This window comes from Comamonas sp. B-9 (assembly GCF_000410635.1).
Lineage (GTDB): Bacteria > Pseudomonadota > Gammaproteobacteria > Burkholderiales > Burkholderiaceae_C > Comamonas.
Map to the genome: position 1 here is coordinate 260 of NZ_KE148668.1, position 402 is coordinate 661.

The 402-nt window shown below is 67.2% G+C and carries 1 protein-coding gene; it reads right to left on the reverse strand.

Annotation, left to right across the window (positions count from 1 at the left end; translation table 11 throughout):
- A partial coding sequence (locus H928_RS33850; RefSeq protein ID WP_373604938.1) for a cobaltochelatase subunit CobN occupies window positions 1-402 on the reverse strand: 402 nt, incomplete at both ends.

The window sequence follows — 402 nt, forward strand, 5'->3', positions numbered from 1 at the left end:
GGCCGTCGCGGATCTGGCTTTCCTTCAACTCGCACAGGTAGGCATCGGTGCGGTTGAGCAGCTGCTGCTCTTCCTCGTCGCTGGCGGGCGCCTGCAGGCCCAGGTCCTGGTGCAGATCGTGCTGCACGATGTGGGCGAGGATCTGCTGGCGCAGGATTTGCGCGCGCTTGTGGTCCAGGGTGGCGGCCTCGTAGTACTCGTCCACCATGCGCTCCAAATCGCGCGTGGGCCCGTAGCTTTCGGCGCGGGTGAGCGGGGGCATCAGGTGGTCAATGATCACGGCCTGGGCGCGGCGCTTGGCCTGCGTGCCTTCGCCCGGGTCATTGACGATAAAGGGGTAGAGGTGGGGCAGGGGGCCCAGCACCAGATCGGGCCAGCAGTTGGCCGACAGCGCGACGCTCT